Annotated in this window: 21 protein-coding genes and 3 tRNA genes; 12 read left to right on the plus strand and 12 right to left on the minus strand. The window is 73.9% G+C overall.

The window, feature by feature from the left end:
- The first annotated feature begins 49 nt into the window (after positions 1 to 49).
- Both CWOE_RS05860 and CWOE_RS05865 read left to right on the plus strand, forming a co-directional pair.
- Positions 50 to 859, plus strand: a complete 810-nt coding sequence (locus tag CWOE_RS05860) for an ABC transporter ATP-binding protein (protein WP_012932654.1) — start codon at positions 50 to 52, stop codon at positions 857 to 859.
- Positions 856 to 1641 carry an ABC transporter permease gene (locus CWOE_RS05865; protein WP_012932655.1) on the plus strand — a complete coding sequence of 262 codons (786 nt, stop codon included), beginning with the start codon at positions 856 to 858 and terminating at the stop codon, positions 1639 to 1641. The genes CWOE_RS05860 and CWOE_RS05865 overlap by 4 nt, the downstream gene beginning before the upstream one ends.
- Before the next feature lie 38 nt (positions 1642 to 1679).
- On the opposite strand, the gene CWOE_RS05870 is transcribed toward CWOE_RS05865, so the two are convergent.
- The 4 genes from CWOE_RS05870 to CWOE_RS30290 all read right to left on the minus strand — a co-directional run bounded on the left by CWOE_RS05870 (position 1680) and on the right by CWOE_RS30290 (position 4495).
- A complete protein-coding gene (locus tag CWOE_RS05870; protein ID WP_012932656.1) occupies positions 1680 to 2369 on the minus strand; it encodes a metallophosphoesterase family protein in 690 nt (229 codons plus the stop codon).
- Between the two features lie 58 nt (positions 2370 to 2427).
- A complete protein-coding gene (locus CWOE_RS05875; protein ID WP_012932657.1) occupies positions 2428 to 2916 on the minus strand; it encodes a Dps family protein in 489 nt (162 codons plus the stop codon).
- Positions 2917 to 3016: 100 nt separating this feature from the next.
- A complete protein-coding gene (locus CWOE_RS05880; RefSeq protein ID WP_012932658.1) occupies positions 3017 to 3922 on the minus strand; it encodes a ribokinase in 906 nt (301 codons plus the stop codon).
- A gap of 12 nt (positions 3923 to 3934) precedes the next feature.
- Positions 3935 to 4495 (minus strand): PadR family transcriptional regulator, encoded by a 561-nt coding sequence (locus CWOE_RS30290; protein WP_012932659.1) that lies wholly within the window; start codon positions 4493 to 4495, stop codon positions 3935 to 3937.
- A gap of 66 nt (positions 4496 to 4561) precedes the next feature.
- Between CWOE_RS30290 and CWOE_RS05890 the strand changes: the two genes are divergently transcribed.
- Entirely contained in the window at positions 4562 to 5872 is a 1311-nt protein-coding gene (locus tag CWOE_RS05890; RefSeq protein ID WP_012932660.1) for an NAD(P)/FAD-dependent oxidoreductase, read from the plus strand.
- Positions 5869 to 6717, plus strand: a complete 849-nt coding sequence (locus CWOE_RS05895; protein WP_148260905.1) for an alpha/beta fold hydrolase — start codon at positions 5869 to 5871, stop codon at positions 6715 to 6717. The genes CWOE_RS05890 and CWOE_RS05895 overlap by 4 nt, the downstream gene beginning before the upstream one ends.
- A gap of 69 nt (positions 6718 to 6786) precedes the next feature.
- On the opposite strand, the gene CWOE_RS05900 is transcribed toward CWOE_RS05895, so the two are convergent.
- Both CWOE_RS05900 and CWOE_RS05905 read right to left on the minus strand, forming a co-directional pair.
- Entirely contained in the window at positions 6787 to 7578 is a 792-nt protein-coding gene (locus CWOE_RS05900; protein WP_049793479.1) for an exonuclease domain-containing protein, read from the minus strand.
- Positions 7579 to 7636: 58 nt separating this feature from the next.
- A tRNA-Ser gene (locus tag CWOE_RS05905) sits at positions 7637 to 7723 on the minus strand.
- 96 nt (positions 7724 to 7819) lie between these two features.
- Between CWOE_RS05905 and CWOE_RS05910 the strand changes: the two genes are divergently transcribed.
- A tRNA-Ser gene (locus tag CWOE_RS05910) sits at positions 7820 to 7908 on the plus strand.
- A gap of 57 nt (positions 7909 to 7965) precedes the next feature.
- Here the strand turns inward: CWOE_RS05910 and CWOE_RS05915 are convergent.
- Together CWOE_RS05915 and CWOE_RS32520 are read right to left on the minus strand one after the other, a co-directional pair.
- Positions 7966 to 8490 (minus strand): hypothetical protein, encoded by a 525-nt coding sequence (locus CWOE_RS05915; protein WP_148260906.1) that lies wholly within the window; start codon positions 8488 to 8490, stop codon positions 7966 to 7968.
- Between the two features lie 173 nt (positions 8491 to 8663).
- Positions 8664 to 9170, minus strand: coding sequence for a hypothetical protein (locus CWOE_RS32520; protein ID WP_148260907.1), 507 nt, complete (start codon positions 9168 to 9170; stop codon positions 8664 to 8666).
- Positions 9171 to 9462: 292 nt separating this feature from the next.
- Between CWOE_RS32520 and CWOE_RS05925 the strand changes: the two genes are divergently transcribed.
- Positions 9463 to 9536 (plus strand) — tRNA-Arg (locus CWOE_RS05925).
- Positions 9537 to 9555: 19 nt separating this feature from the next.
- Here the strand turns inward: CWOE_RS05925 and CWOE_RS05930 are convergent.
- The gene (locus CWOE_RS05930; protein ID WP_041731692.1) at positions 9556 to 10128 is read right to left on the minus strand and encodes a putative immunity protein; all 573 of its coding nucleotides are present in this window, start codon (positions 10126 to 10128) and stop codon (positions 9556 to 9558) included.
- 141 nt (positions 10129 to 10269) lie between these two features.
- Positions 10270 to 10587, minus strand: a complete 318-nt coding sequence (locus CWOE_RS32525; RefSeq protein WP_148260908.1) for a hypothetical protein — start codon at positions 10585 to 10587, stop codon at positions 10270 to 10272.
- Between the two features lie 322 nt (positions 10588 to 10909).
- Between CWOE_RS32525 and CWOE_RS05940 the strand changes: the two genes are divergently transcribed.
- From CWOE_RS05940 to CWOE_RS05965, 6 genes are all read left to right on the plus strand, one after another.
- On the plus strand, positions 10910 to 11437 hold the full coding sequence (locus tag CWOE_RS05940) for a hypothetical protein (RefSeq protein WP_012932666.1): 528 nt from the start codon (positions 10910 to 10912) through the stop codon (positions 11435 to 11437).
- A gap of 74 nt (positions 11438 to 11511) precedes the next feature.
- Positions 11512 to 12360: a DUF4097 family beta strand repeat-containing protein gene (locus CWOE_RS05945; RefSeq protein WP_012932667.1), complete on the plus strand. Its 849-nt coding sequence runs from the start codon at positions 11512 to 11514 to the stop codon at positions 12358 to 12360.
- On the plus strand, positions 12357 to 13145 hold the full coding sequence (locus CWOE_RS05950; protein ID WP_012932668.1) for a daunorubicin resistance protein DrrA family ABC transporter ATP-binding protein: 789 nt from the start codon (positions 12357 to 12359) through the stop codon (positions 13143 to 13145). The genes CWOE_RS05945 and CWOE_RS05950 overlap by 4 nt, the downstream gene beginning before the upstream one ends.
- Entirely contained in the window at positions 13142 to 13933 is a 792-nt protein-coding gene (locus CWOE_RS05955; RefSeq protein WP_012932669.1) for an ABC transporter permease, read from the plus strand. The genes CWOE_RS05950 and CWOE_RS05955 overlap by 4 nt, the downstream gene beginning before the upstream one ends.
- A gap of 39 nt (positions 13934 to 13972) precedes the next feature.
- Positions 13973 to 15655, plus strand: a complete 1683-nt coding sequence (locus CWOE_RS05960; protein WP_012932670.1) for an FAD-dependent oxidoreductase — start codon at positions 13973 to 13975, stop codon at positions 15653 to 15655.
- A gap of 4 nt (positions 15656 to 15659) precedes the next feature.
- Positions 15660 to 17078 (plus strand): sensor histidine kinase, encoded by a 1419-nt coding sequence (locus CWOE_RS05965; RefSeq protein ID WP_012932671.1) that lies wholly within the window; start codon positions 15660 to 15662, stop codon positions 17076 to 17078.
- 3 nt (positions 17079 to 17081) lie between these two features.
- Here CWOE_RS05965 and CWOE_RS05970 read toward each other — a convergent pair whose 3' ends face one another.
- A complete protein-coding gene (locus CWOE_RS05970; RefSeq protein ID WP_160165478.1) occupies positions 17082 to 18554 on the minus strand; it encodes a GGDEF domain-containing protein in 1473 nt (490 codons plus the stop codon).
- Between the two features lie 21 nt (positions 18555 to 18575).
- Entirely contained in the window at positions 18576 to 19619 is a 1044-nt protein-coding gene (locus CWOE_RS05975) for a LysR family transcriptional regulator (protein WP_012932673.1), read from the minus strand.
- Positions 19620 to 19648 lie beyond the last annotated feature (29 nt).

Genomic DNA, 19648 nt, shown 5'->3' on the forward strand with positions numbered 1-19648 from the left:
GGAGAGCGGCGCCGCGTACGCCGGCGGCCCGCCGCGCTAGCGTTGGCCGATGGAGACTGACGGCGAACCACTTGCGGCCGGCCTGAGCGCCCGCGGGCTGCGGCTGGCGCGCGGGGCGCGTGAGGTGCTGCGCGACGTCAGCTTCGACGCGCCGAAGGGGCAGGTGACGGTCGTCGTGGCGCCGTCGGGGGCGGGCAAGAGCACGCTGCTGCGCTGCTGCAACGGCCTGCTGGCGCTCGACGCCGGCGTGCTGCTGCTCGATGGCGGCGACGTCGCCGCGTCGGACGCGTGCGCGCTGCGGCGGCGGGTCGGGCTCGTCGGCCAGCTGCCGGTGATGCTGCCGGGCACGGTGCGCGACAACCTCGCGTACGCGCTCGCCGCGGACGACCCGCGCGCGGCCGAGCCGGCGCTGCTGCGGGCGCTCGACGCAGCCGGACTCGACGGGACGTTCCTCGCGCGGCCGGCCGGCGAGCTGTCCGGCGGCGAGCGGGCGCGCGTCGCGCTCGCGCGGGCGCTCACGCGCGGTCCGGAGCTGCTGCTGCTCGACGAGCCGACCGCGGCGCTCGACGCCGCCGCTGCCGCGCACGTCGGCGAGACGCTGACACGGCTCGCGCACGACGGTCTCGGCGTCGTCGTCGCGACGCACGACCTCGTGCTCGCCGCCCGCATCGCCGACCGCGCCGTCGCGCTGCGCGACGGCCGCGCGGTGGAGGGCGCGCCGGCCGAGATCCTGGCCGCGGCCGGGGCGGGCGCGACGGGCGCGACGGCGGGAGCGGCGGCTGCCGCCGGGGCGGCCGGCGACGCGGGTGAGGCGGGCGCCGCCGGAGCGACCGGTCCCGCCGCAGAGGCGGCTCCGTGAGCGAGGCGGTCGCCCAGGTCGCCGCGGGCGCGGCGTTCGTGCTCGGGGCTGCCCTGCTGGCGTGGCGCTACCGGCTCGGCCTCGCGCGCCCGCTCGTGACCGCCGCCGTGCGTGCGGCGGTCCAGCTGGCCGCGGTCGGGGCGGTCGTCGCGCTCGTCTTCCACGTCCCCGCGCTCGCGGTCGCGTTCGTCGCGGTGATGGTGGTGACCGCGGCGCTGACGTCGGGCAGCCGGCTGCGCGGCGTCCCGTCCGCCCGGCGCGCCGCGGCGATCTCGATCGCGCTGCCCGCGCTCGCGGCGACGGGGATCCTGCTCGCCGTCGGCGCCTTCGCGTGGACGCCGCGCGCCGCCGTCCCGACCGCGGGGATCCTGATCGGGGGCGCGATGACCGCGACGACGCTGACCGGGCGGCGGCTGCTGGAGGCGCTGGAGCGCGGCGGCGACGAGCTGGAGACGCGGCTTGCGCTCGGCGACGCCGCACGCACGGCGCTTGAGCCGTTCACGCGGCAGGCGATCGCGACCGGGCTCGTGCCGGCGATCGACCAGACCCGCAGCGTCGGGCTCGTGACGCTGCCGGGCACGTTCGTCGGCCTGCTGCTCGGCGGCGCCTCGCCGGCCGAAGCCGCCCGCGTCCAGCTGACCGTGCTGCTCGCGCTGCTCGCGGTCGAGCTGGTCAGCGCCGTGCTCGTCAGCGAGCTGATCTCACGCAGCTGCATCCGCCCCGGCGAGCGGATCGTCGTGCCGGGCACGCCGGGCACACCGGAGGCCGCCGCCGCGCGCTGAGCGGGGCCGAGCCGGAGCGGGGCGGGGGCGGGCGGGCCTCAGCCCATCTCGGGGTCGACCCGCGCCTGCTCGATCCGCCGCGCGACCAGCTCGCCGTCGGCGCCGAGCGCGGCGCGGACGGCGGCGGCCGAGGCGGCATGGTCGTAGGCGACCCGCCGTCGCTGCACCGTGCCGTCGTCGCCGACGAGCGCGTAGGCGGCGCGCGGATCGCGGTCGAACGGCATCCCGACGCTGCCGGGATTCAGCAGCTCCAGACCCTGGTCGGTGACGCGCTCGAGCGGCAGGTGCGTGTGGCCGAAGACGAGTCGCGGCTCGCGCACGCCGATGAACAGCGCGCCCTCGCCGGGCTGCGACTCGGGCAGCACGCCGATCATGTCCGAGACCGGCGAGGCGTGGCAGTAGCGGACGCCGTCGAGCACCGCCTGCTCCGGCAGCGCCGCGAGCCGCGCGACGGTGTCGGGGCCGAGCTGGTCGGCGCACCAGCGCGCCGCGGCACGGGCCGGCGGCAGCGCCTCCGCCGGCGCATTGACCCAGCGCTCGCCGTTGCCGCGGATCCAGATCGCCGCGGTCAGCTCGCCGAGTCGCGCGATCGTCTCCGCCGGCCAGGCGCCGAAGAGCGCGTAGTCGCCGCCGAGCAGCCAGCGGCTGGCGCCGGCGACGCGCGCGTCGGCGAGCACCGCGTCGAGCGCGGGCAGGTTCCCGTGGACGTCGTAGAGGACCGCGAGCACGACGCGCGAGCCTAGCGGGCGGGCGGGTGCGGATGAGGCCGCCGGCGAGGCCGCTCGCTCAGCCGGCCTGCACGCGGATCATCCAGAGCTGCTCCTCGAGCTTCGCGACGACGCCGTGGAGGATGTCGGCGGTGACGGCGTCGACCTCCTCGAGCCGGTCCATCCGCGTGCGGATGTCGCCGATCGCGTCGGTCAGCAGCCGCGTGAACGCCGCGATCACGTCCTGGTCGAGGATCTGGCCGTCGGGCAGCGGCGTCAGCTGCGAGCGCGCGACGATCGTGCGCGCCTGCCCGTCGGGCGCGTGCCCGAGCGCGACGGCGCGCTCGGCGATCTCGTCCGACGCAAGCCGCCACGCGTCGACCATCTCGTCGAGGAACAGGTGCAGCGAGCGGAAGTGCGGTCCGACGAGGTTCCAGTGCGCCTGCTTGCCGAGCAGCGACAGGTCGAGCAGGCTGACGAGCACTTCCTCCAGCTCGCCGCCGATCGCCTCGCGGTCGGGATGCCGCAGCGTCGGGTGGTGGTCCTGGCTGATCGCGTGGTGGTTCATTCCCGGACTCCTTCGTGGTCGGGTCGGTGCTCGTCCCGTCTATATGCCCGGTTTGCCGACGTTTGCCCCTGTGAGATCGCTCACGCGCGTCGCGCGTGCGTCAGGCGCGCGCGGCCAGGAACGCCTGCGCCTCGGCGAGCGAGGGGGCGTTCTGGGCGCCCTCGCGCTGGACCGCCAGCGCGGCTGCGGCGGACGCGAGCCGTGCGCTGTCGCGGACGTCGCGGCCCTCGCCGGCACCCGCGGCGATGGCGGCGACGAACGTGTCGCCCGCGCCGGTCGTGTCGACGACGTCGACCGCGTGCGCGGGGATCTGCTCGACGCCGTCGGCGTCGGCGACGAGCGCACCGCGGCCGCCGAGTGTCACGACGACGGAGCGCGCGCCGCGCGCGAGCAGCGCCCTCGCCGCGGCGGCGGCATCGCCGCCTGCGCCCGGCGCGAGCGCGAGCGCCTCGTGCTCGTTGACGACGAGCACGTCGAGCGCGGCCAGCAGCGCGTCGGGCAGCGGCTGCGCCGGCGCGGCGTTGAGGACGACGGGGACGCCTCCCGAGCGCGCCGCGGCGACGGCGGCGGCGACCGTCTCCAACGGCACCTCGAGCTGCAGCAGCACGACCCCGGCGCCGGCGAACGCGTCCGCGGCGCCGGCGACGTCCTCGCGGGAGAGCGTCCCGCTCGCGCCGGGCGCGACGAGGATGCCGTTGTCGCCGGTCGCGTCGACCGCGACGATCGCGACCCCCGAGGGTGCGTCGGCCGTGCGGCGCACGTGCGCCGTGCCGACGTCCGCGGTCGCGAAGTTCTCCAGCAGCTGGTCGCCCTCGGAGTCGGCGCCGACGACGCCGACCATCTCGACCTCAGGCCCGAGCCGGCGCAGCGCGACGGCCTGGTTGGCGCCCTTGCCGCCCGGCGATGTCGTCCGCGAGGTCGACAGAACGGTGTCGCCGGGAGCCGGCAACGCGGGCACGCGCAGGATCCAGTCGAGGTGGATGGAGCCGACGACGATCGCGCGCATCGCGCAATCCAATCACCCGGGCGCGGCCGGCGACGTCTCCTCGGCCGTGAGCAGCGCGAGGTAGCCGTCGATCGCGCCGATCGCCATCTGGTGGTAGCCGATCCCGGCCGTGAGCGCGTGGTCGGGGCCGCTGCCGTCCTCGATCTCCTGCCCAGGCCCCTGGTCGCGGTAGCTCTCCAGCTCGGCCAGCTTCGTGACGTGCCATGCGCGGCGTGCGCGCAGGATCGGCTGCGGGTCGGCGCCCGCGAAGATCTTCAGCAGCGCCTCGTCGCGTATCTGCGGTGCCGCGACCTCGGGAGCTGCCGACCACGCGGCGAGCGCCGTATGCCCGTGGTCGGTGAGGGCGTACAGCTTGCGCCGCCGGCCGTGCTGCTCCTGGCGCTCGGACAGGTAGCCGGCCGCGGCCAGTCGCGCCGGCTCGGCGTAGAAGGTCGTGTGCGGCACCGGCCAGAAGTTCTCGACCGTCTGCTCGAGCGCCTGCTTGAGCTCGTACGGCGTCGACTCGCCGCAGAGGGAGAGGAGCGCGAGGACCGCGTAGGAGGTCCCGCTGAGACGTATCTGCTTGCGATCCATGGTGCGGCCCGTATAGTACGGGACGAACGGTAGTTGTGGAACCGACCGACGCACCAGGGGGTGCAGATGGACGCCACCGGACAACGGCCGAACGACGCACCGGAGTTCGATGCGGTGATCGTCGGCGCAAGCCTCGCGGGCAGTGCCGCCGCCGTGCACCTCGGCAGAGAGGGAGCGCGTGTCGCGCTCGTCGAGCAGCGGCCCGACCCGCGCGCCTACAAGCGCGTCTGCTCCCACTACGTGCAGGCGTCGGGCGTCCCGGCGATCGAGCGGCTCGGCCTGCTCGACGCGATGATGGCCGCCGGCGCGGTGCGTCCCCACTTCCGCATCTGGACGCGCTGGGGCTGGATCGTTGCGCCGCCGGAGTCGGCGCAGACGGGCCTCAACCTGCGGCGAGAGCTGTTCGACCCGCTGCTGCGCGAGGCGGCGCTGGCGACGCCGGGCGTCGAGGGCCTGCTCGGCCACAGCGCCGAACGGCTGCTGCGCGACGACGCGGGGCGCGTCATCGGCGTCGTCGTGAGAGACCGCGCGGGCGACGAGCTGACGCTGCGGGCGCGGCTGACGATCGGCGCCGACGGGCGCGGCTCGCGCGTGGCGTCGCTCGCGGGCGTGCCCGCGCGCGTGACGCCGCACGGGCGCTTCGCCTACGGCGCCTATTTCAAGGGCGGGGCGCCGGCGCACGCGCCCGACGCGTCGGTCTGGATGCTCGATCCGCACTGGGCGGCCGCGTTCCCGACCGACTCCGGCCTGACCTTCTACGCGTGCATGCCGACGAAGGCGCGGCTGGCCGACTTTCGCTCCGACCCGGGCGCCGCGCTGGTCGCGTTCATCGCTGACCTGCCGGACGCGCCGCCGATCCGAGAGGGGAGACGCGTCGCGCCGGTGCTGGGCAAGCTCGACATGACGAACGTCGAGCACGAGCCGATCGCCCCCGGCCTCGCGTTGATCGGCGACGCGGCGCTCGCGGCCGACCCGCTCTGGGGGATCGGCTGCGGCTGGGCGCTGCAGTCGGCCGAGTGGCTGGCCGACGCGGTCGCCGCGCCGCTCGCCGCCGGTCCCGCCGGGGATCAGGCGCTCGCGACCGGGCTGGCGCGCTACCGGCGTCGCTGGCGGCGCGGGCTGCGCGGGCACGCGCGGGTGATGGAGGACCTCGCGGGTGGTCGCCGCTGGCGGGCGCCGGAGCGGTTCGTCTTCGCCGCGGCGACGCGCGACGCGGGCGTCGCCGCCGCGGTCGACGCGTTCGGCGCGCGGATGATCGGGCCCAACAGGATGGTGGCGGCGGCGGTGCCGCGCGCGGTCGCGGCGAACGCGCGCCACGCGCTGGCGCGGCGGCCGCGCTTCGCGCCCTACCGCGCCTCGGCGGGGGCCGGGACGTGAGCGCGCTCGTGCGCGGTGTCGAGGCAGGCGGGACGCGGACGCGCCTGCGCACCGCGGGGCCGCAGGACGCGCGCGAGGCCGTCGTCTTCGTGCACGGCAACCCGGGCTCGGCCGACGACTGGGACGCGCTCGTCGACGCCGTCGGGGCGACCGGGATGCGCGCGGTCGCGTTCGACCTGCCCGACTTCGGCACGACCGTGGCGCCGCCCGGCTTCGAGCACACGGTCGCGGGCTACGCCGCGTTTCTCGACGCGGCCGTGCAGGCGCTCGGGATCGAGCGCGTCCACCTCGTCGCGCACGACTTCGGCGGGCCGATAGCGCTCGCATGGGCGGCGGGCCGGCCGGAGCTGCTCGCAAGCGTGACGCTGATCGACACCGGCGTCCTGCCCGGCTACCGCTGGCACTCGCTCGCGCGCGTCTGGCGCACGCCGCTGCTCGGCGAGCTGTTCCAGGCGACGACGACGCGCTCCGCGTTCCGCTGGCTGGTCGGGCGCGGCGAGCCGCGCGGGCTGCCGCGCGAGTTCCTCGACACGATGTACGACCACTACGACGCGCGCACGAAGCGCGCGGTGCTGAAGCTCTACCGCGCGACCGGCGACCCCGGATCGGGCGTGCGTGAGCTGGCGGCGATCCTCGCCCCACGCGACCTGCCGGCGCTCGTGATCTGGGGTGAGCGCGACGTCTACCTGCCGTCGTCATACGCGGCGCGCCAGCGGGAGGTGTTCCCGAGCGCGGACGTGCACGTGCTGCCGGCGAGCGGCCACTGGCCGTTCGCGGACGCGCCGGAGACGGTCGAGCGACTGCTGGTCGCGCACGTCGGGCGGGCGGTCGCCGCGCCGGCGTGAGGGTGCGGACGCCGTCGCCGGCGCGCGCCGGCGCGGGTGATCGTCGCGGGCGAGGGCGCGCGCTCGCCGCTACGCGGCGAGCGCGAACAGCGTCGGCTGCTCGTGCGCGTGGCTTGCGACGGGCTCCGCGGCCGGCTCGCCGGCGGCGACCGGCGCCGGCAGCGCCACGATCGGCCAGTCGCGTTCGACCTGCTCGTCGTTGCCCTGCTCGCGGAAATACTGCTCCAGCGAGGCGGCCTGCTCGGCAGCCCAGAGGACCTGCTGACCGTGGAGCGCGCGCAGCTCCGTCTGGCGCAGCTCCGCGATCGCCTGCGCGAGGCGCCAGGCGACGCGCGCGGCGGCGATCGCATCGGCGTTGGCGGTGTGGGCCGCGTCGAGCCGGACGCGGTAGTGCTCGCAGACGGCGCCGAGCGTCCGCTTGCCGCGGCGATAGCGGTCGAACTGCTTGTCGAGCACGAACGGGTCGACGACGATCAGCCCGTCGGGACCGCCGACGCGGTCGACCAGCGGGACGACGCCGTGGCGGCGCGCCTCGCGGTCGAGGCAGGTGAGGTCGAAGCGGGCGTTGAAGGCGATCACGGGCACGTGGTCGAGCAGCTGCGCGGCGAGCACCGCGGTGATCTCCTCGACCGCCTCTGCGGACGCGCGCCCCTCGGCGCGGGCGTGGTCGGTCGTGATGCCGTGCACGGCGGTCGCGCCGGCGGGGATCTCGACGCCGGGATCGACGAGCCAGTCGTGGTCCACCGTCGGGCGCGCGTCGCCCGCGAGGCTGACCGCGGCCGTCACGATGCGGTCCGACTGCGGGTCGATGCCGGTGGTCTCGATGTCGAACGCCGCGAGGCGGCGCATGTGCCAGCTCATCGCCAGCGAAGGTACGGCGCGCACCGGACGGTCGCGGCGCGTCGGCGCGCCGCGGCGACGGAGGGGGAGGGATTCGAACCCTCGATGGACTTTCGCCCATGCCGGTTTTCAAGACCGGTGCGTTCAACCGCTCCGCCACCCCTCCAGGGCACGGGCCGACGATGCTAGTGGGTCGCCGGGGTCGCGGCGCGGCAGAGCATGCAGCCGCGCGCGCGAGCCTCTAGACTGCCAGCTTCTGCGAGGACAGGTGGCCGAGTGGCTGAAGGCACTCGCCTGCTAAGCGAGTAAGGGGTTCACGCTCCTTCGCGGGTTCGAATCCCGCCCTGTCCGTCGAGCCGGATCCCCGGTCGTATCCAGCGATACGGGGATTCGGCGCGTCCCGGGTAGCTACCGGACTGCGGCGGATCGCGGAGCTGCGTCGTTGGTCCAGTAGAGGATCCCGCCGCCGAAGGCAAGCGAATCGGCTTCCACTTTGGGTCCGCTGTCGAGCAGTCGGGCCTGTTCTCCGTGAGGTGCGACGAAGACGTCGTTGATGCGGGTGGCGCCGTCTGTGGGTCGGCTGCGGATCCAGGCGACCGACCCTGCTGGGGTCACGACGAGCGATGCGGCGGAGTTCAGGCCGATCTGGGGAGTGACGGGGTCGGGCTTTGCCTCAAACCGGCGCAGGCGGCGGGTGCGTGCGTCGAGGAGCCGGGTGCTCGCTGAGCAGCCTCCGTGGGTACAGACGAGGTAGTCGTACGCGATGTATCTGCCGGCGAGTGCGATGCGCCGGATGCCGCCGCCGGAGTCGTAGACGTACTCGCCGAGCGTCCGGGTGCGTCTGGTGCGCTGGTCGCAGTAGTAGTACGTGCGGGCGCCCTGCAGGATCCGGCCGCGATAGACGCGTACCCGTTCGTTGGCGAGCAGAGTCACGCCTCTCGCATGACACGTCGGCGCGCTGCTCGGTCTCGTCGTTGCGTGGGCAGCACCGCTCGTGAGCACGGCCCACGCGATGACGATCACCATCAGCCCGCACGGACGCATCGCGCGCATCCATCGTTGGGTTGGTTGGCATGCCACCTGTTGGTCTGAAGCGAGTATCGGGTTCACGGGGATTCGGCGCGCACGCCGCAGCGAACGAGGCCGCGCAGAAGGAAGCGGATGTTCGGATCGTCGTCCTTGAAGACGGGCATCGTCGCTCCCAGGCGCACGCGGTACTCGACGAGGAGGTCGCGGGTTTCGATCAGCACCAGTTGCTGCAGCTCCGGATCCGGAACGTCCTCCACATTGACGAGCAGGATCGCCCCGGGGCCGTGTGGGCGGTTCCCGAGCGCAGCGATGCCTCTACGGGTGGCGGGCATCGGTCCATCGCGGAGCGACACGACGAAGAGCACCGGGTCGGTCTTTCTGGGAATGCGCCCGAAGCGCGTGCGGAATCCCTGGACGAGATGCCGCGCGGACTCCAGGTGGTAGGGGTGTCCGAGGAGCGCCAGTGCTTGCGGGGGTCGCGGGCACGTCGATCGGCTCGCGCCGGCATCCGGTGATGCGGCTGCCGCGTTCCCGCTGCAGACCAGGGTTCCCACCAACACGGCAACGACTGTTCGCACACCCATCGATCCACACCTTTCGTTCTCGCCCCTGGTGCGGATCGTCTCAAATTCTAGTGTGTTGATGAGCCGGGAAGAGGCGGCCTCGCGGTGGCCACGAGCGGCGTCCAGGCAGCCGTCTACGACGGCTCGCTCGTCGAGTGGGCGGGCTGACGAGTCGCTGCCGCTGGAGGTCGGCTGACACGATGCCGGCCGCGGCGCGGGCGATCTGACGGGCGGCCACGCCGGTGCACCGAGACGGGCGGCCCGACCGGCAGGCCATCTTGTGCGCAGGACGGCTATCATCCTGCTCCCGCTTGCGCCCGTAGCTCAGCTGGATAGAGCGTCGGTCTACGGAACCGAAGGTCAGAGGTTCGAATCCTCTCGGGCGCGCTGCGAATCGAAACCCCTGCTAGCGCAGGGGTTTCGGCGTTTCTTGGGGAAGAGGGTTGGGGTGGTCGGTCAAGCTTGCCTGGAGATCACGGATGATCGTGCCGAGGAGGCCTGACGCGAGCAGCCCCGGCCCGAGGGGGCCGGACGAGTTCGCACCGACGGGCGGCAGCTTTTGCACGGCCGTTCTCGCTGCCGCGGGCATGCGGGCGAGCTGCCAGCGGATCTCCTTGCTGATGGCCTGCGGCAGGTCGGGGGCGGCGAGTCCGGCGGCCTTGGCGGCGTAGGCGGCGGCACCGAGGGCGTGCGCGCCCATGTGAGGGATGCTTGCGGCCTGTGCGGCTGCGCGGGCGGCGGCCGCCGCTGCGGGGGCACGCACGTCACGAGCGGCGGCGTGCGCGGCGGAGCCGCGGCGGGCCTCTCGGACGCCAAGCTCGCCGCGCGCAAAGGCGCGCAACCGGGCGATGGCATCGCGGGGGCGGCTGTCCTCCGGGGCTTCGGCCTCGAACAACGCCAGCACGTGGTCTGCGCACTCCGCCGCCCACGCCGCGACGATCCGCCGGTCAGCTTCGCTCAGCGTCTGCGGAGAAGGCATACCCAGAGTCTGCACATCCCTGGTAGCTGGACACCGCCCGTGGCTTTGCCGGGCACGCAACAGAGATCGGCCGATGAAGACTAGAAATTGAGCGATTGATTTCCCTTGAGTAAGAGTGATAGGGTCGGCGCGGGGCTGGATTCATCGACTCAGGGGAGAAGCCATGCTTCGTCCAGCACGGCTGGCGGCGGTTGCCGCCTGCGCGACGGCGTTCGTCGCGCTCAGTGCCGTACCGGCATTCGCCGGCACGGCGACGTTGTCCATTGCGGGCTGCACGTTGACCGCGCCGTCGACGGGCACGCCGCCCGCGCCGGTGACCGTCTCGGCCGCCGGCTCGAGAATCACCACGTGCTCGATCAGCGGCGCGTCGAACGTGTCCGGCAGACTGACCGCCGACTCGACGCTCACGACGCAGGCCGACAGCTCGATAACGGCTGACGTCGTCAGACTCTCGGTCACTGCCACGATCGTGATATTCCCGGTCACGTGCGGGTACAGAGCGACGGGCGTCAACCTGCCGCTCTCCTCGGCCGGACCGCCGACGTGGAACTACAGCGGGAGCGCCAGCGCTGCGCGGGAGAGCGGGTCCTCGGCCTGTCCTGCCACGTTCAGTGGAGCGGCGACAGCGGCGATCACGCCGTGAGCTGATCCGTCAGATCTCGCTCGCGCCGCGGCCAGGCGGCGCGGGCGAGTGCCGTCTGGTCGGCGGTTGTCGGCGTATGGCGCCATCGCGCGCCACCCTGCGCTTGCAATGGCGCCATAGTGGTGTCATACTGGCGCCATGGACCTGACCCCTTACGTCGAGAACCTCCGTCGTGAGCTCGCGGTCGCCGCCGACGCAGGCGGGGAGGACGCGCGTGTGCTCGCCGAGCGCATGACCGCCCCGCTCGAATCGGCGGTGCGGCTGATGCTGCTCGATGCGCTGTCTGCCGCGGCGGACGAGATCACGCGCGAGCTCGCTCCCGGCTCGGTCGAGCTGCGACTTCGCTCGGGCGAGCCCGACTTCGTCGTGGCCGCGCCGCCGTCCCACGAGCTGGAGGAGCCCGATGCGGCGGACGCGCCGGCGCGCGACGCGCCGCCGCCGCTCGCGCTGCCGGACGGCGACGACGGCGCCACAGCACGCATCAACCTGCGACTGCCCGAGCAGCTCAAGAGCGGCATCGAGCAGGCCGCCGGCCGCGAGCGGCTGTCCGTCAACGCCTGGGTGGTGCGCGTCGTCGCCGCGGCCCTCGCCCGCGAGGACCCCGGCCGCCGCCCGCCGCCGCGCGGCGGGCGGATCGGCGAGAGCTTCACCGGCTGGGTGCGCTGACCGCCCGGCAGCCCGCCGCCGGCAACGCATCCCCACCCACGTTTCTGAACCTGACCTGGCAGGAGGAGATCCCCATGCCGACCTTCGAGACACCCCAACCGATCACGGCCACGATCGACGTCGCCGTCGGCGACGTCCGGATCAGTGCCGGCGCCGGCACCGTCACCGTCGTCGAGGTGCGCCCCAGCGACGCCTCCAACGACGAGGACGTCAACGTCGCCGGGCTGACACGCGTCGAGTACGCGGACGGGAAGCTGCTCGTCAAGGCGCCCAAGCCGCGCGGCTGGCTCGGCCGCAGCAGAGACGGGTCGGTGGCGGTGACCGTCGAGCTGCCCGCCGGCTCGCACCTGGACGGACGCGGACAGGTGACCGACTTCAGCTGCGACGGCCGCTACGGCGACTGCCGCATCAAGACCGGCATGGGCCGCATCGAGATCGAGCAGGCCGACGTGCTGAACGTCAAGAGCGGGCTCGGCGACATCAGCGTCGACCGCGCGACGGGCCACGCCGAGATCACCCCCGGATCCGGCGACGTGCGCGTGCGCGAGCTGGACGCCACCGCCGTGATCAAGAACGCCAACGGCGACACGTGGGTCGGCGCCGCCGGCGGCGACCTGCGCCTCAAAGCCGCCAACGGTGACATCGCGGTCGACGTCGCCCACGCCGGCATCGTCGCCAAGTCCGCCAACGGCGACGTGCGCGTGGGCGAGGTCGCGCGCGGCTCGGCGGTGCTCGAGACGACGCTCGGCGACCTCGAGGTCGGCGTCCGCGACGGGACCGCCGTCTGGCTCGACATCCGCACCCGCGCCGGCAAGGTCCACAACGGCCTCGACGCCGCCGATGCGCCCGATCCGTCAGCCGAGAAGGTCGAGCTGCGCGCGCGCACGTCCGCTGGCAGCATCGTGATCCGGCGGACGAGATGACCGGCGTGGGAGCGGCGATCGCGGCGCGCGGCCTGCGCAAGTCCTACGGCGACCACCTCGTCCTCGACGGCGTCGACCTCGACGTCGCCGAGGGGACGATCTACGCGCTGCTCGGTCCCAACGGCGCCGGCAAGACCACGATCGTCCAGATCCTCTCGACGCTGATCGGCGCTGACGCGGGCGAGGTCAGCGTCGCCGGTCACGACCTCGTCCGCGAGCCCGACGCGGTCCGCGCCGCGATCGGCGTCACCGGCCAGTTCTCGGCCGTCGACGAGGTGCTCAACGGGCGCGAGAACCTGATCCTGATGGCCGACCTGCACCACCTCGGCCGGACCGCAGGGCGGCGGCGTGCGGACGAGCTGCTGGAACGCTTCGACCTCGTCGACGCGGCGACGAAGCCGGTCGCCACGTACTCCGGCGGCATGCGGCGCCGGCTCGATCTCGCGATGGGCCTGGTCGGCAGCCCGCGGATCATCTTCCTCGACGAGCCGACGACCGGTCTCGACCCGCGCAGCCGCCGCACGATGTGGGAGATCGTCCGCGATCTCGTCGCCGGCGGCGTCACCGTCTTCCTGACGACGCAGTACCTGGAGGAGGCCGACCAGCTCGCCGACCGGATCGCCGTGCTCGACCGGGGCAGGCTCGTCGCCGAGGGGACCACCGAGGAGCTCAAGCGCCTCGTGCCTCAGGGACGCGTCCGCATGGTGCCCGTCGAGCCGACGCTCGACGACGTCTTCCTCGCCCTCACCGGCACCGACACCCGACAGAAGGAGGAAGCGCGATGAGCACCGTCTCCCACGCGCTGCAGGACTCGGCGACGATGTTGCGGCGCAATCTCCGCCGCGAGCTGCGCTACCCCGTCGCGAGCGCCGCGACCGTCGGCATCCCGATCGTCATCCTGCTGCTGTTCGTGTTCGTCTTCGGCGACACGATGGGCGCCGGACTCGCCGGCGTCTCGGGCGGGCGCGACGAGTACCTCGACTACGTGACGCCCGGCATCCTGCTGATCGCGGCGGCGGGCGCGGCCCAGGGGGTCGCGATCTCGGTCGCGATGGACATGAAGGGGGGCATCATCGCGCGCTTCCGGACGATGGCGATCGCCCGCGTCTCGGTGCTGACCGGCCACGTCGTCGGCAGCCTGATCCAGACGCTGATCGCGATGGCGCTGGTGACCGGCATCGCGCTGCTGCTCGGCTTCGGGCCCACCGCCGGCCCGCTCGAGTGGCTTGGTGCGATCGGCCTGATGGCGATGATCTCCTTCGCGCTGATCTGGTTCGCGGTCGCGCTCGGGCTGGTCACAAAGAGCGTCGAGACGGCGAGCAACCTGCCGATGCCGCTGATCCTGCTGCCCTTCCTCGGCAGCGGCTTCGTCCCGACCGACTCGATGCCGGCCGGGGTCGAGTGGTTCGCCGAGTATCAGCCCTTCACCCCGATGATGGAGACGCTGCGCGGGCTGCTGATGGGCACCCACATTGGCGACAGCGCCGTCCTCGCCGTCGCCTGGTCGGCCGCGATCGGGACGCTTGGCTACGTCTGGGCCAAGCACCTCTTCAACCGCGACCCGACGCCGTGAGCGCCGCCGCTTGACGCCCTCGGTAGCGTCCGTCACCAGATGGCCACGAACGCAACCGACACTCCTCAGGCGCCGCAGCGCCGCCCCGTGATCCTCGCCGTCGACGACGAGCCGGCGGTCCTCGCCGCCGTCTCGCGCGACCTGCGGCGCGGGTTCGGCGAGCGCTACCGCGTGATGCGCACCAGCTCCGGCCCGGAGGCGCTGGAGGTGATCGGCCAGGTCCGCGCGCGCGGCGAGCAGGTCGCGCTGCTCGTCGCCGACCAGCGGATGCCCGGCATGGAGGGGACCGACTACCTCGCACGCGCGCGTGAGCTGGTGCCCGACGCCAAGCGCGTGCTGCTGACCGCCTACGCCGACACCGAGGCGGCGATCGCGGCGATCAACGAGGTCGCGCTCGACTACTACCTGCTGAAGCCGTGGGATCCGCCGGAGGAGCAGTTCTTCCCGGTGCTGGAGGACCTGCTCACGACGTGGGAGTCCGGCGCCGCGCTCGACGCCGGCGGCGTGCGCGTGATCGGCCACCGCTTCTCGAAGGAGTCGCACGACCTGCGCGACTTCCTCGCCCGCAACCGCGTCCCCGCCCGCTGGCTCGACGTCGAGCGCGAGGCCGAGGCGCGCGAGCTGCTGACCGTCGCGGACGTCGACCCGGACCGCCTGCCGGTCGTGCTGCTGGAGGACGGCTCGATCGTCGAGCGCCCGACCGTGCTGGAGCTGGCCGAGCGGCTCGGCGTCGTCGGCGTCCCCGCCGCCGACCACTACGACCTCGTGATCGTCGGCGGCGGCCCGGCCGGGCTCGCGAGCGCCGTCTACGGCGCATCCGAAGGCCTCAAGACGGTGATGGTCGAGCGCGAGGCGCCCGGCGGCCAGGCCGGCCAGTCGAGCCGGATCGAGAACTACCTCGGCTTCCCCGCCGGCCTCTCCGGCTCCGACCTGGCGCGTCGCGCCGCCGACCAGGCGCGCCGGCTCGGGGCCGAGCTGCTGACGATGCAGGACGCGGTCGCGCTGCACGTCGAGGGCTCCGGCCGCGTCGTCGAGCTGAGCGGCGGCGGCACGCTCAGCGCCAACTGCGTGATGATCGCCTCCGGCGTCTCGTACCGCCAGCTCGACGCGCCCGGCTTCGCTGAGCTGACCGGCTCCGGGATCTACTACGGCGCCGCGCTGACCGAGGCGCGCTCGTGCAAGGACCAGCACGTCGTCGTGATCGGCGGCGCGAACTCCGCCGGCCAGGCCGCCGTCCACTTCGCCGGCTTCGCCACGCGCGTGACGATGCTCGTCCGCGGCGAGTCGCTCACCAGCTCGATGTCGCACTATCTGATCGAGCAGCTTTCGGCGCTCCCGAACGTCGAGGTCCGCACCTCGACGCAGGCGGTCGCGGCGGAGGGCGAGGGAGACCGGCTCCAGCGGCTGCGCCTGCGCGGACCGGACGGGACGGAGTCGGTCGAGGAGGTCGACGCGTGCTTCGTCTTCATCGGCGCCGCGCCCCGCACGGACTGGCTCGAAGGCGTCGTCGCACGCGACGAGCGCGGCTTCGTGCTCGCCGGCCTCGACGCCAGAGCGCACGGCTGGCCGCTCGCGCGCGATCCGCAGGTGCTGGAGACGAGCGTCCCGGGCGTGTTCGTCGCCGGCGACGTCCGCGCGCGCTCGATCAAGCGCGTCGCGAGCGCCGTCGGAGAGGGCTCGATGGCCGTCTCGCTCGTCCACGAGTACCTCGCGAACGGGTGAGACGATGAGCACCTCCGAACGCGTCACGCTCGACGAGCTGCGCCGGATCGACCTGTTCGACGGCCTCGACGACACGCAGCTGGCCGAATGGACCGTGCCCGCCACCGTCGAGACGTTCGCCGACGGGACGATGGTCCTCGACGCCGACACCGAGGCGCTCGGCCTGCTGCTGCTGTTCGAGGGCGTCGTCGACGTCCTGATCCCGGTCGGCAACGGCTTCGAGCCGGGCAACGCCAACGTCGCGCCGACGTGGATCGGCGCGATCCCGACGCTGACCTCCGGCATCAACCGCGTGCGCCTGACCGCGCGCGGCGACGTGCGGCTGGCGACGATCCCGCGTGAACCGCTCGTCGACCTCGTGCGCGCGCACCGCCCGGTCTTCGAGCGGATCATGAGACAGATCCAGCCGGTGCTCGGCCGCGTCGCCGCGATGGAGCAGAACCGCGAGCGGCTCGCGTCGCTCGGGACGATGGCGGCCGGGCTCGCGCACGAGCTGAACAACCCCGCCTCGGCCGCCAAGCGCGCCGCGGCCGACCTCGCCGAGACGCTCGACGTGCTCGACAACTCGGTCGCCCGCTTCGTCGAGTCCGGCGTCGAGCGGGAGGACGCGGCGAAGCTGCTGGCGCTCAAGCAGGAGCTGCGCGACCGCGCCGCCGCGCACACGCCGCTCGCCGCGCTCGACGCCGCCGACGCGGAGGACGAGCTGTCCGATGCGCTGGAGGCGCTTGGCGTCGCCGAGCCGTGGAGATGGGCGGAGCCGCTCGCTGCCGCCGGGGCCGACGAGGCGTGGCTGAGACGGCTCGCGGAGCACGCCGGCCCGGCGCTCGAAGGCGCGGTCAGCTGGGTCGCGGCGTCGTTGCAGGCGAGGGGGCTGACGGCGGAGCTGGCCGACTCGACCGAGCGGATGAGCACGCTCGTCGGCGCCGTCAAGTCGTACGCGTTCATGGACCGCGGGACGCTCGTGCAGACCGACGTGCACGAGGGGATCGAGATGACGCTGAAGATCCTCGGCCACAAGCTCAAGCACAGCTCGATCGAGGTCAAGCGCAGCTACGACAAGACGCTGCCGCAGATCACCGTGCACGGGGGCGAGGTCAACCAGGTCTGGACCAACCTGCTCGACAACGCGATCGACTCGCTGTGCCACGCCGGAGGCGAGGGGACGATCTCGATCTCCACCCGCCGCGAGGGCGACTGCGTCGTCGTCGACCTCGCCGACGACGGCCCCGGCATACCCGCCGACGTCCTGCCGCGCATCTTCGACCCGTTCTTCACGACGAAGGAGGTCGGCAGCGGCACCGGGCTCGGGCTCGACACCGCGCGCCGGATCGTCGTCGACCGCCACAAGGGCAGCCTCACCGTCGACTCCAGACCGGGCGCGACCGCCTTCCACGTCTGGCTGCCGATCGGGCAGAAGCGGTAGCGCTCAGCGTTCCGCGCGGGCGATCGCGTCGGCGCGGCGCAGCAGCTCGGGATCGTGCTGCTGGATCAGCTCCAGCAGCGCCTCGACGACCGGCTGGCCGCGCGAGCCGCCGTCGCGCTTGTGCGCGTACATGCGCTCGTCGGCGAGCCGCAGCGCGTCGGTCGCCGACGTCGCCTCCTCGGGCAGCGCGACGGCGCCGAACGCGGCCGTCACGTCGAAGCCCTCGCCGCGCTGCGCTGCGCCGGCGGCGAGCGCCGCGGGGCTCGTGGCGGCGTCGGCCGGCAGCAGCACGCAGAACTCGTCGCCGCCCATCCGGTAGGCACGTCCCTCCTCGCCCGCGCCGGCGTCGAGCGCGCCGCCGATCCGCTCGAGCATCTGGTCGCCGGCGAGGTGGCCGAACGTGTCGTTGTACGCCTTGAAGCCGTTGAGGTCGAGCAGCACGAGCGTCGCCCGCGCGCCGCCGAGCCGTTCGAGGTCGGCGACCAGGCGGCGGCCGTTGCCGAGGCCGGTGACGCTGTCGGTGATCGCCTCGCGGCGGCTGTGCAGCAGCAGCCGGTAGTTGAGGTTGAGGCTGAGCGCCATGCGCGCGAGCAGCGTCGCGACCGCGAGCCCCGAGAGCGTGATCGTCAGCGCCGAGGAGGAGTGCTCGGCGCCCTCGACGATCAGGACCGTCAGCGCGATCGCGCCGAGCACGATCGGGACGACGATCTCGGTGCGGCGCGGCTCGACCGGAAGCGGCCGCTGCGGCTGCCAGGCGGCGAGCGCCATCAGCAGCGCGCCGAGCATCCAGCCGACGTCGTAGAAGGTGCCGAACTCGGCGGTGACGTTGTCGACCTGCGCGCGGCGGTAGAGGATCTCCGTCGTCGCCAACGCGGCGGCGCCGGCGACTATCAGCGCGAAGCGGCGGTCGAACGCCCAGCCGCGCAGCGCCAGCAGCCCGACCGCGCAGGCGGCCAGCGCGACGGTCCCCGTCGGATAGACGGCGGCGGTGACGGTCGCGTCGGCGACCGACGCGAGCGCGCCCTCGATCACCAGCGCCGCGCCGACCGCGCCGACAGTGAAGGCGCTCAGCAGCGCGTCGACCCAGCGCGAGGCGGCGATCGGACGGGGCACCGCGCTGCGGCCGTAGAAGAAGAGACCGAGGCAGATCAGCGGGTTGATGCCGAACATCAGCACGTCGGCGAGCGAGAACGCGGGGTCGTTGCCGTCGAACCACGTCACTATGCCGCCGGCGAGCCACAGCGCCGAGCCGATCGAGCCGCAGACGAACGCGCCGTGGGCGGGATCGGGCACGACCGAGCGCAGGCACCACGTCGCGCACGCCGAGACGATCGCGAGGTTGTAGATCACCTCGGCGACGCGCGCGTCGCCGATCCCCAGCGCGGTGCGGGCGACGGATGCGACGCACAGCGCTGCGCTGAGCACGAGGAGGGCGCGCGCGATGCGGAGGAAGGGCGTTGAGGCGAGGACTGGCACGGGACTCCCAACCATCGGCGCCTACGCGTCGCGGCTTGACTGCTGTTCGGGAGCCGCCGCTGCTGCGAGCGCGTCGAGCACGCTCGCCTCCAGCGGCCGTCGCTGCGCGCCCGCGCGCACGGCGGCGAAGATCCGCCGGCGGACGGGAGCGGCGAGCGGACGCGGCGCGGGCGGCGCGTCCGGTGCGCTGGGCGCGCGCGGCGTGCCGGGTGCGCCGGGGGCGCCGGGTGCGCCGGGGGCGCGATCTCGCCCGAGCGCCAGCTCCGGCACGAGCGCGACGGCGCCGCAGGCGTGCGCGAGCACGGCGATCGCGCCGAAGTCGGAGCTGCGTGCGACGACGCGCGGCGCGAAGCCGGCGGCCGCGCAGGCGCGCTCGACGACCCGGTCGCAGGCGCTGCCGCGGTCGGGCAGGACCCACGGACGGTCGGCGAGCGCGTCGAGTGGGACGGCGCCGGCGTCTGCGGGGACGCGGCCGCGCGCGCCGGCGAGCCGGGCCGCCGCGGGGGCTCGCCGCGCGCCGCCGGCGGCGTCGCCGACCGCTCCCACCACCCGCAGGTCGTCCTCCAGCAGCTCGCGGCGGTGGACGCTCGCGTGGCGGCGCCGTTCGAGCAGGTCGTAGTCGTGCGCGACGACGACGTCGGCGCGCTGCTGGGCGAGCAGGCGCAGCGCGTCGTCGGGGTCGGCCTCGTCGATCTCCAGCTGCAGCCGCGGCGCGTTGCGGGCGAGTGCGGCGACGGCGCGCGGGACGAGCGTCTGCAGCGCGGTCGCGAACGCGAGCAGCCGCACGACGCCGCCGGGCTGGGCGGCGCGCGCGGCCAGCTCTGCCTCGGCCGTCTCCAGCTCGCCGCCGATCCGCTCTGCCAGCTCGACCAGCAGCCGCCCTTCCGCCGTCAGCTCGACGGTGCGGCCGCGCCGCACGAGCAGCTCCGCGCCGGTCTCGCGCTCCAGCGCGCTGAGCTGCTGAGAGACCGCCGAAGGCGTGTAGCCGATCGCGCGCGCGGCGCCGCTGACGGTGCCCGCGATCGCGACCTCGCGCAGGATCCGGATGCGGCGGACGTCGATCATCGTTCAGGAACACTAAAGGGTCGTGCAGG

Origin of the sequence: Conexibacter woesei DSM 14684 (genome assembly GCF_000025265.1) — a bacterium.
In the GTDB taxonomy this organism is placed as follows: domain Bacteria; phylum Actinomycetota; class Thermoleophilia; order Solirubrobacterales; family Solirubrobacteraceae; genus Conexibacter; species Conexibacter woesei.

Coding starts and splice junctions, on each gene's coding strand:
- CWOE_RS05860 (WP_012932654.1), top strand. CDS start 50: ATGGAGACTGACGGCGAACCACTTGCGGCCGGCCTGAGCGCCCGCGGG.
- CWOE_RS05875 (WP_012932657.1), bottom strand. CDS start 2,916: ATGAACCACCACGCGATCAGCCAGGACCACCACCCGACGCTGCGGCAT.
- CWOE_RS05880 (WP_012932658.1), bottom strand. CDS start 3,922: ATGCGCGCGATCGTCGTCGGCTCCATCCACCTCGACTGGATCCTGCGC.
- CWOE_RS30290 (WP_012932659.1), bottom strand. CDS start 4,495: ATGGATCGCAAGCAGATACGTCTCAGCGGGACCTCCTACGCGGTCCTC.
- CWOE_RS05890 (WP_012932660.1), top strand. CDS start 4,562: ATGGACGCCACCGGACAACGGCCGAACGACGCACCGGAGTTCGATGCG.
- CWOE_RS05900 (WP_049793479.1), bottom strand. CDS start 7,578: ATGAGCTGGCACATGCGCCGCCTCGCGGCGTTCGACATCGAGACCACC.
- CWOE_RS32520 (WP_148260907.1), bottom strand. CDS start 9,170: ATGGGTGTGCGAACAGTCGTTGCCGTGTTGGTGGGAACCCTGGTCTGC.
- CWOE_RS05930 (WP_041731692.1), bottom strand. CDS start 10,128: ATGCCTTCTCCGCAGACGCTGAGCGAAGCTGACCGGCGGATCGTCGCG.
- CWOE_RS05940 (WP_012932666.1), top strand. CDS start 10,910: ATGGACCTGACCCCTTACGTCGAGAACCTCCGTCGTGAGCTCGCGGTC.
- CWOE_RS05945 (WP_012932667.1), top strand. CDS start 11,512: ATGCCGACCTTCGAGACACCCCAACCGATCACGGCCACGATCGACGTC.
- CWOE_RS05950 (WP_012932668.1), top strand. CDS start 12,357: ATGACCGGCGTGGGAGCGGCGATCGCGGCGCGCGGCCTGCGCAAGTCC.
- CWOE_RS05955 (WP_012932669.1), top strand. CDS start 13,142: ATGAGCACCGTCTCCCACGCGCTGCAGGACTCGGCGACGATGTTGCGG.
- CWOE_RS05960 (WP_012932670.1), top strand. CDS start 13,973: ATGGCCACGAACGCAACCGACACTCCTCAGGCGCCGCAGCGCCGCCCC.
- CWOE_RS05965 (WP_012932671.1), top strand. CDS start 15,660: ATGAGCACCTCCGAACGCGTCACGCTCGACGAGCTGCGCCGGATCGAC.
- CWOE_RS05975 (WP_012932673.1), bottom strand. CDS start 19,619: ATGATCGACGTCCGCCGCATCCGGATCCTGCGCGAGGTCGCGATCGCG.